Source organism: Botrimarina colliarenosi, assembly GCF_007859955.1.
In the GTDB taxonomy this organism is placed as follows: Bacteria; Planctomycetota; Planctomycetia; order Pirellulales; family Lacipirellulaceae; genus Botrimarina; species Botrimarina colliarenosi.
In genome coordinates this window covers 193,708-203,705 of sequence record NZ_SJPR01000001.1, presented here as the reverse complement: position 1 = coordinate 203,705, position 9,998 = coordinate 193,708, and the positions used below count along the sequence as shown (strand labels likewise).

Sequence of the window (9,998 nt, the reverse complement as noted above, 5' to 3'; positions counted from 1 at the left end):
GCGATCGACGCCTACCTAGAAGAGTACAACCAAAACCCCAAGCCCTTCCAATGGGTCGCCGACGCCGACTCCATCCTCCAACGCGTCGCCCGCGTCTGTGAACGTACTTCTAACTCGGGACACTAGCCTCGGGCATTTAGCTAGGCGATTCTCGCCCTTCTGCGGATTCAAATCCGTGCTTGTCATGTATCGCTAGTTGGCGGAATCCGCTTACTATGCGCGCCTAAACCGTTGAAACTGCGCCGAGACGGGATAGTATACAGGCGAACCGTACCCAAGAGTCTTGCGATGGCCCAGGCGTCGAAAATCGAGTGGACCGAGGCGACGTGGAACCCCGTGACGGGCTGTACCAAGGTGAGCCCGGGGTGCAAGTTTTGCTACGCCGACCGGATGGCGAAGCGGCTGCACGCGATGGGGCAGGAGCGGTACCGCAACGGTTTTCGGGTGACGCTTCAGGAAGACCTCGTCGATCTGCCGCTGAGCTGGAAGAAGCCGCGAGTGATTTTTGTCAACTCGATGAGCGATCTCTTCCACCAGGACGTGCCGGACGATTTCATCGCCCGCTGCTTCGCGACGATGGCCGCGGCGTCGCAGCACACGTTCCAAGTGCTGACCAAGCGGCCCGAACGGGTCGCCGAGATGGGCTCCGCCCTCCCCTGGCCCGACAACGTCTGGATGGGGACGAGCGTTGAGAATGCTAATTATACCGGGCGGGTCCGTGAGCTGGCCCGGGCGCCGGCGAAGGTGCGATTCTTATCGGTCGAGCCGCTCATCGGTCCGATCCGCCGGTTGCCGTTGCGCGGTGTCCACTGGGTAATCGTCGGCGGCGAATCAGGCCCCGGCGCCCGGCCGATGCTCGCCGAATGGGCGACCGACATCCGCGACCAATGCGTCGCCCGCAAGGTGCCGTTCTTCTTCAAGCAATGGGGCGGCGTGCAGAAGTCACGGACTGGGAGGGAGTTGGAGGGACGGACCTGGGACGAGATGCCTAACGATCACTGTCCGACACTTGCAGCGTGATCCCTCTCAATATGATCACATGGTGATACCTCCTCTCGATATAATTCTGTATACGACGCGAATTGCGGCTAGCGCATCCTCTTCCGCCAACTCCCAAGGAGGTCGCAAAGCCTCGGCGATACGTCGCTCAAAGCAACCCTCTGCGAATAGCGGTCTAATGTGCACGTAAGGATTTCTGCTTTCCCGGAGCTTATTCAACAACTCACATTCTGATGCATCGAGATAACCAGCGTCTTTTGCTTTCTTACAGATGTCCGAGAATCCAAGGCGCCCTGGAAGGTCATCGCCACAGATGCTCATCAAAGCAGCAATCTCGTGCTCTAAAACGATCTGAGCAGTGACAACACAGGCTAAGTACGCTCCATTGACGTAAGAAGCTTGCATATCCCCAAATGCAAGCCAAGGTATGGTTCCTCCTCTAAAGAGGACACCGTGTTCAAATTGACAAATGTCTCGCAAAGTTCGAACGCGGGCAGCTCTCTCCCCTCGAGACTCGTCATCGCTTTGCCGAAGTCCCTCGTATTCTGGATTGCTATCGTGATCAGACATTAGCTTGAGGCCTCTGATGTTCTGATTGCAACGAACTTCGCATCCCACTTCTATGCGAACTATCGGAGTAAGGGAGGCAAGCGGGCTACAGTGGGTTCGCGCAAACTCGAACAGCCCAAATAAGTCCAGCCATCAGTTTGGACTCGTAGGAGTGGCTTGCCAAAAGAGCACAGGGGTTCTTCCGTAGACTCGGCGGATCTCCCCTGGTGAACTGAGGCACCTAAACTGCAATCGTCGAGGCTGCCACCGTGTGGATTGTAGCGTCCTCCCCGGTAGCTTCCCCCGCCGCCCCCGTCCGCTTACGCTGGTGGGTCGGTTTTCGCGGTGTTTCCTGAGCCCCTGCCCTCCCCCCTCGCCCCACCATGCCTAGCTGCGTCCTCGCCTATTCCGGCGGCCTCGATACGTCTGTCATTCTCGGTTGGCTCCAGGACGAGGGGTACGACTGCCACTGCGTCTATGTCGACGTCGGCCAGCCGTGCGAAGACCGCGAGGCGATCCTCAAGAAGGCCCACGACTGTGGGGCCAAGTCGGCCCGGATCGTCGACGTCCAGGAAGAGATGATCCGCGACTTCGCGTTCCCCGTCCTGCAGTGGCAGGCCAAGTACGAGGGGATCTATCTTCTGGGGACCTCGATCGCCCGGCCGATCATCTCCAAGGCGTGCCTGCAGGTCGCCCGCGAGGTCGGCGCCGAGGCGTTCGCCCATGGCGCCACCGGCAAGGGGAACGACCAGTGCCGCTTCCAGCTGGCGGCCGAGGCGCTCGACCCGACCGTCAAGATCATCGCCCCGTGGAGGATGAAGTCGTTCCGCGACAAGTTCCCCGGCCGGACCGAGCTGATCGAGTTCTGCGACATCAAGAAGATCCCCGTCAAGGCGTCGGCGTCGAAGCCGTACAGCTCGGACGAGAACTGCCTGCACATCAGCTACGAGGCGGGCGATCTCGAAGAGGTCGACAACTGCGGCGTGAAGGTCCCCGACTTCGGCATGGGCGTGTCGCCGCAAGAGGCGCCCGACGCGGTCGAGGAGGTCTCGATCGGGTTCGAGGCGGGCGTGCCGGTGTCGGTCAACGGCAAGAAGCTGTCGGCGCTCGATGTCGTGCAGACGCTCAACACGATCGCCGGCCGCAATGGCGTCGGGCGGATCGACATCGTCGAGAACCGCTTTGTCGGCATGAAGAGCCGCGGCGTCTACGAGGCGCCCGGCATCACGACGCTCTACGCGGCGCACCTGCAGCTCGAGCAGCTCACCCTCGACCGCGACCTGGTGAACCTCCGCGACCGGATCTCCCCGGAAGTAGCGCGCGACGTCTACTACGGTTTCTGGTACACGCCGAAGATGGACGCCCTCTTGGCGTTCATCAAGGAAGCCCAAAAGCCGGTGACGGGCGAGATCAAGCTCGGGCTCTACAAGGGCAACATCGAGGTCCACGGCCGGAAAGCCGAGCACAGCCTGTACGACGCGGAGATCGCCAGCATGGAAGGGGGCGGCAGCTACGACCAGACCGACGCCGAAGGCTTCTTGAGGCTGCAAGGCCTGCCGAGCCGCGTGCAAGGGACCGTGCGGCCTCGCTCGTATTGAACGGTTGGGAAGGGAGATGTGGGGATGAATGGAGATAAGGGGATGGCTACACAACGGGGAAAGAAACGATTGAAAAGTGACGCGAAGCGCGAGTCAATCAAGATCGATCTGGAGGAGTTGGCTCCGATCGATCGCATCTGGGTTTACTTAAACCTAGTGCATTTATGAGCACGAGTGGTGGAGTCATGGTTTTTGCAGACGATGACGAGGATCGCCTAGAAGCCTGTATTGCCTATCTGGAATCGATGGGGTTACCAATCTTTACGGAAACAACAGAAATGGATGCACACGCTGACTTCCTTCGTGAGCGGCTACATTCTGACAGCAAATGATCCGGACGCGCCGTTACCGAGAAGACATTGCCCCACCCTATCGCCATCACCTCATCCCCCCTTGATACCCACCATCTCCCTTCTTAACGCCAGCCACCCGTGTACCTAACGCAGAACCCCGTCCTGCAGCACGAGTTGCTCGCCAACCTGCGACGGCCGCGGGCGTTTTTGTTGTTGGCGGCTTATGTCGTGCTGCTCGGTGGCATTGTGCTGCTCGCTTGGCCGCAGCAGCGCGTGCTCGACATGGCGCGGCCCGAGGAGGCGCAGCGGCTGGTGGGGCTTTTCTTTTTTGGGCAGTACCTGCTGGCGTCGCTGATGGCGCCGAGCTTTGCCGCCGGCGCCATCACCGGTGAGAAGGAGCGGCTGTCGCTCGAGCAACTGCTCGCCTCGCCGCTGCGGCCGGGGGCGATCGTCCTCGGCAAGCTGCTGGCGTCGCTGACGCACCTGGCGGTGCTAATCTTCTGCTCGCTGCCGATCGTGATGCTCTGCTTGCCGCTGGGGGGCGTTGGCTTCTACGACGTGGCGGCCGCTTACGTGGCGATGATCTCGTCGATCGTGCTGTTCGGCATGATCAGCCTGTGGGCGAGCAGCCACTTCGGGCGGACCGTGTCGGCGCTGGTGGTCTCGTACCTGATGATCCTGCCGCTGGCGCTCGTGGGGGTGCTGGCCTGGAATCAGCTCGCGCAACTCGGCGAGGCGCGGCTGATGGTGGCGACGACGCTCGTGCCGCTGGCGTGCCTGGCGGGTTCGGTGGTGCTGTGGGACTTGGCGCGGCGACGGCTGCTCTACCCGCCCGACCTGGGCTCCGGCGGGCAGGATGTGATCGACGTTGAGAACGAGGCGTCGCAGGCGGTCGGCCTCTACATCGACCGCGACGCCTTCCCCGACCGGCTCTTCGCGCCGCCGAAGCGGACCGACTTCCTGCCCGAAGGCGCCAACCCGATCTACGACAAGGAGATGCGGAGCGAGATCTTCAGCGGCGGCACGCTGATGCTGCGGGTCGTGATCCAGATCTCGATGCTGATGGCGATCCCGATCATGGGGGCGTGCCTGTACGTCTACCCCTGGCTGGCGCCGTGGCACATCGCCTACGTCCTGCTGTTCAACCTGCTGTGCGGGCCGGTCTTCTCCGCAGGCAGCGTCGCCAGCGAGCGCGAGCGGCAGACGCTCGACCTGTTGCTCACGACGTTGATCACGCCGTGGCAGATCCTCTGGGGAAAACTGCTCGCCGGGCTCCGCGTATCGACCGTGCTGACCGGCTTCCTGATGTGGCCGGTGCTGTTGGCGTGCGTCATGCCACTCTACTGGATCCAGAACCCGCTGAACCTGCTGACGCTGGGCGGGTACTTTGTCATCTTCGCGCTGGCGTGCGTGACGACCTCGCTGACGGGGCTCGTCTGTTCGACGCTCTTTTCCAAGACCTCGACCGCCTTGGTGGCGAGCTACTTGGTGATCATCACACTCTTCCTGGCGCCGCTGGCGGGGAAGTACTTCGCCGATACGTTCTACCGCGGCACACCGGCGGCCGAGGCCGTAACCGCGGCGACCGCGGTGAGCCCCTTTGCTGCCGCGTTCGCTTTGCCGCTCGACTACGACCGTGAAAAGGGGTTCGACGACCCCTCCGGCGAAGCGGCCCAGGCGGCGGGCGAGCCCGTGCTATTCTTCGCCCACGTCGCTTGGTCGTTGCTCTACAACGCCGCGCTGTTTGGCCTCCTGCTGTGGCTCTTCAAGGCGCGTTGGCGCGTCGCGGATTGAATCGATCTCCGATTTAGTGACTCCTACTCACTCTGAGTGCGATCACCATAATAGATCGTAAGAGTAAGAAGAGTCTTCTCGTATGGCGTCCGCGACTATCGGCGAATACTGGCGGCTAAAAGACGAATGCTGATCCTGCTCTCTCCCGCCAAGACGCTCGACTTCTCGCCGAGCGACCGCGACCTGCCGGCAACGAAGCCCGTGCTGCACCGCGAGGCGAAGCAACTGGCGGCTGTCGCCAAGAAGCTGTCCGTCCGGGACGTCGCGAAGCTCATGGAGCTCAGCGACACGCTCGCCGACACCGCGCACGGCTACTTGCAAGACTGGAAGGCGAAGTGGGACCCCCGCGGCGCCAAGCAGGCGGTGCTCGCCTTCCGCGGTGACGTCTATCAGGGGCTCGACGCCGACACGCTTTCCGACACGCAACTCGTCAAGGCGCAAGACCAGATCCGCATCCTCTCGGGCCTCTACGGTGTGCTGCGGCCGCTCGATTTGATCCAGCCTTACCGGCTCGAGATGGGCCGCCGGCTTGCGAACCCGCGTGGCAAAGGCATCTACGCTTGGTGGGGCGACCAAGTGACCGACGCTCTCAAGGCCGATCTCGTGGACGCCAAGTCGCCACTCGTCGTGAATCTAGCGTCGAACGAGTACGCCGCCGTCGTCCGGCTGAAGCGCCTCGACGCCGAGGTCGTGACGCCCACCTTTAAAGAGCGGAAGGGGGACGACTACCGGATCGTTAGCTTCTTCGCCAAGCGGGCCCGCGGGGCGATGGCCCGTGATCTCTTGCGATCGCGAGCGGTGGGTCGCAGGGCGATCGAAGCCTTCTCGGCCGACGGTTATGCCTACCGGGAGGGGCTTTCCACACCGGCCACGCCGGTTTTCACCCGCGGCTAGACAATCGCTTTGGAGCGAATCCACTGCCGGTTGATCGCCGTAGTTTGACCGCTCGTAAAAGTCGGCGCACAATGCCGGCTAGCCACGCGGGCAAGGCTTGAAAGGCCCCGTGTCGGTACGGAACACCTAGCGTCGTCGCGTTAGCGCACTCTTTCTGCCGAGAAGACCTCCATGATGCTGCAACGCGGTCGCCCCGTTCGTCGGGGGGCGCTTGTTCTATGTCTCTCGGTCTGCGCGGTCCTTTACGCTCATTCGGCTTCCACCGCCGCGGGACTGGAAGTGCCAAGTTCTTGGCACGGCGTGCGCACCGGGGCGTCCGGTGACGCCTTCGACAACGTGTACGATTCCTTGCCGGATCATGACCACGACGAAGTCCCGTCGGCGGAGTTTCGGGTGGGAGACCGGTGGGTCTCGACCACGACATTCGGGTCGACCGGCGTACGCGGCAATCCGGTAACGATCACCTGGGGATTCGTCGACGACGGCACCACGGTCGTCGGCAGCGAGGGGAGTTCGCCCAGCAACTTGATTGCGATGCTCAACACCCAGTACGGCGGCGGCCGTCGGGGGATTGAGTCCGCCCCATGGTTCCATCTCTTCGAAGAGGCGTTTGGTCGCTGGAGCGAGCTGTCGGGCATCACTTACGTCTACGAGCCCAACGACGGCGGCGCGACGCTCAACAACACCACCACGCCTCGCGGGCAGCTGGGGGTCTACCCCGACGTGCGGATCGGCGGCCACTCAATCGACGGCGCCAGCGGGTCGAACACCCTCGCCTACAACTACTTCCCCGACCATGGCGACATGGTCATCGACACGGATAATTCTGCTTTCTACGGCAACAGTCAGTTCAACTCCCGCCGACTCCGCAACGTCCTCATGCACGAGGCGGGGCACGGACTCGGCTTCAATCACCTGGAGTCGAGCGACTCGGGACAGTTGATGGAGCCGTTCATCTCGACCTCGTTCGACGGCCCGCAGATCGACGACATCCTCGCCGCTCACCGCAACTACGGCGACGTGTTGGAGAAGAACGGAGGAAACGACAGCCTGCGGAGCCCGACGCCGGTCGGGTTGCTGCCGGCGGGCGACATCTGGCGGATCGGCGTCGATGGGGCAACGTCGGTGGTGTCTAGTTCGCAAACCGACTTCGTCAGCATCGATGGCAGGACCGACTTGGATTTCTACTCGTTCCGTGTCGCGCAGCCGGTCGAGATGGCCCTCACCCTGACCCAGGTGGGTCGGACCTACATGGAAGGCCCCCAGGACGGCGCGCAGAACTTACTCGACACCTCGAGACTGAACCCGCTAGAGATCACCCTGTTCGGCGACGACGCAGCGGGGGGGCTCATCCAGCTTGCCGCGGGGCTGCCGCGCGGCGATGTCTTGGAGTTCATCACCGACGTCGTGCTCTTCCCGGGGCAGGACTATTTCTTCCGTGTGAACGGAACGGTCGACAACGTCCAGCTCTATCAGCTGAGCCTCTCGCTCACGGCGACGGCCGTCCCCGAGCCCGCTTCGTTGGCGGCGGCGTTGCTCCTTTCGGCCGGCGGCATTGCTCGTCGCGCGGCTTGACGCTCGGCTCGCGACTGTGCCATAACCAGTTGCTGCGGGCGGCAGGAGGGCTGCCCGTGCGCGGGCCGCTCTTGGGGCGTGTCTCGCGGACGCCCCGCCCCGCATCCGGACGAGTTCCGGGGAGGACGGCCCGATGGCTGATTCAACCGTCCCACCGACACGCGACGAGCTCGACCTCCGCGCGTACGAAGGCCGGCTCTCGCGGCCTATCCGCGAGAAGGCCGCCGAACTCCAGGAGGGGACGCGGCTGCGGCACGTGATCTTCGCCGGCCAGTTCTGGCCGGCGCTGCTGGAGGACCTCGCCGAGACGGCGGACCAGATCCGCGTGATGTCGCAGTCACGCCCCGGCCAAGATTTCCTACGGGACTTGCTGGCCAATCGGCGGGTCATGCTTTATTTCACGCAGCCCTCGACGCGGACTTTCTTGTCGTTCACCGCGGCGTGCCAGATCCTCGGCATGGTCTGCAACGAGGTGCGTGACGCCAGCACCTCGAGCGAGGCAAAGGGTGAGACGCGGTTCGACTCGATCCGTATGTTCTCCAGCTACTTCGACCTGATCATCATGCGGTCGCCACTCGCCCGACTGGCCGAGTCGTGCGCCTACCTGATGAACGACCTCGAGCAGAGCGGCCAGCGGAGCGTGCCGATCGTCAACGCCGGTTCGGGCGCCGACGAGCACCCGACGCAGGCGCTGCTAGATGTCTACACCCTGCAGCGAACCTTCCAGTTCGAGAACCCGAAGGACTCGCCCGTCGGCCGGCTCGACGAATTGCGGACGGTCCACGGCTACACCGAGCTCACAACCGGCCTCGCGGGCAAGACCTACTGCTTCTGCGGCGACATCGGCCGTGGCCGGACAGTACGGTCGCTCGCGATGCTGCTGGCGGAATACCCCGGCGTGCGGCTGGTGTTTGTGACGCCCGACCACGAGAAGCTGCGGATGCGGGACGACCTGCGGCAGCGGCTCGCGAACAAGGGGGTTCCCGTCGTTGAGGTCGATTCGCTCGAGGCGCCGATCGATGGCGTCCCGACGATCGAAGCGATCGACGCCCTCTACATGACACGCGTGCAGAAAGAGCACGACACCGCCGAAGACGCCGAGTCGCTCGCCCGGCTCGACCTGACGCCGTACAAGCTGACGCCCGCCTTGGTCCGAAGGATGAGGGCCTACGCCCCGATCCTGCACCCCTTCCCGCGTGACCAACACTTCGGCGAGATCCCCGCCGAGATCGACGCCGACCCGCGGGCGATGTACTTCCGCCAGGCCCGCAACGGCATGTGGGTGCGCGCGGCCTTGCTTGCGCACCTGATGGACGCCGACGGCTCGATCGACCGGTACTTCCACCGCAAGTTCCGCGAGCGGCACGAATATAGCAGTTGAGGCCAGAGGCCCCACGGAGGAGACTGGAACGATCTGGCCCGCCCCCCTCCAGCCTCCCCCCTCGCCGTGCGTCTGTTGATCGACGGCTACAACCTGCTCCACGCAACCGACCTGTTCGGAGCCGGGGAGCTTGCCGGGACATTGCGGGGATCGCGGGAGGCGTTGATCGCCTTCCTTGCCGACCGATTGACCCCGACCGAGCGGCTGGCGACGGTGGTTGTCTTCGACGCGAACGACGCGCCGCCGGGCCTTCCCGATCGGTTCGACCAAGACGGCATCGATCTGCGGTTCGCCCGCGATTACAGCGACGCCGACGCGATGATCGAAGCGATCCTTGAGGGATTCCATCGGGCCAAGCACCTGACGGTTGTCTCGGGGGACCGACGCGTGCAGCGCGCCGCCCGCTCGAGCGGAGCTCGCTGGGTGGACAGCGACGCGTGGTTCGCCGAGCTGTGTCGCCGGCCACGGGGGCCCGAGACCGACAGCCGTAAGCCAACCGAGCCGGTCGGTTCGTCCGCCGACTGGGTAGCTGAATTCTCGGACCCGGCGGCGCTGGCGGAGATCGAGCGTCAGGCGGCGGAGGCGGCGCCGCCGAAGCCCTTGCCAGCGCGGCAACCGCCCTCAACGGCGGCTGCTAAAGAGCCGGACGGCCGCCCCAAGAGCGGGAAGACGCGACGCCGCCGCCCGCCGTTGGGGGAGTCGACCGACAAGCCGCGGGGCGACTTTGGCGCCGGGGTCTTCGACCCGTTTCCGCCCGGTTACGCCGACGATCTTCTCGACCCTTCGGATGAGCGGAAAACCGAACGGGAAGGCTGAAACCTGCCCGTTCACCCGCTCCAGGCTGCGTAGGCGGTCTTTTCCAGCGGGCGCTTGTTCCGAGTTGCGCCAATCTTCTGCGCATTCCGGCGTCGGCTT

At 63.8% G+C, this 9,998-nt stretch carries 7 protein-coding genes; all 7 read left to right on the top strand.

What is annotated here, in order from left to right; translation table 11 throughout:
* Nucleotides 1-288 precede the first annotated feature (288 nt).
* The gene (locus tag Pla108_RS00770) at nucleotides 289-1,020 is read left to right on the top strand and encodes a DUF5131 family protein (RefSeq protein WP_146441524.1); all 732 of its coding nucleotides are present in this window, start codon (nucleotides 289-291) and stop codon (nucleotides 1,018-1,020) included.
* A gap of 911 nt (nucleotides 1,021-1,931) precedes the next feature.
* Nucleotides 1,932-3,146, top strand: a complete 1,215-nt coding sequence (locus Pla108_RS00765; RefSeq protein ID WP_146441522.1) for an argininosuccinate synthase — start codon at nucleotides 1,932-1,934, stop codon at nucleotides 3,144-3,146.
* 431 nt (nucleotides 3,147-3,577) lie between these two features.
* Nucleotides 3,578-5,233 carry an ABC transporter permease gene (locus Pla108_RS00760; protein WP_146441520.1) on the top strand — a complete coding sequence of 552 codons (1,656 nt, stop codon included), beginning with the start codon at nucleotides 3,578-3,580 and terminating at the stop codon, nucleotides 5,231-5,233.
* 126 nt (nucleotides 5,234-5,359) lie between these two features.
* A complete protein-coding gene (gene yaaA, locus Pla108_RS00755) occupies nucleotides 5,360-6,127 on the top strand; it encodes a peroxide stress protein YaaA (RefSeq protein WP_146441518.1) in 768 nt (255 codons plus the stop codon).
* A 279-nt stretch (nucleotides 6,128-6,406) separates the two neighbouring features.
* Nucleotides 6,407-7,702, top strand: a complete 1,296-nt coding sequence (locus Pla108_RS00750) for a matrixin family metalloprotease (protein ID WP_197526115.1) — start codon at nucleotides 6,407-6,409, stop codon at nucleotides 7,700-7,702.
* Nucleotides 7,703-7,835: 133 nt separating this feature from the next.
* Entirely contained in the window at nucleotides 7,836-9,083 is a 1,248-nt protein-coding gene (locus Pla108_RS00745) for an aspartate/ornithine carbamoyltransferase family protein (RefSeq protein WP_146441513.1), read from the top strand.
* 66 nt (nucleotides 9,084-9,149) lie between these two features.
* The gene (locus Pla108_RS00740) at nucleotides 9,150-9,899 is read left to right on the top strand and encodes an NYN domain-containing protein (protein WP_197526114.1); all 750 of its coding nucleotides are present in this window, start codon (nucleotides 9,150-9,152) and stop codon (nucleotides 9,897-9,899) included.
* The last annotated feature ends 99 nt before the right edge of the window (nucleotides 9,900-9,998 follow it).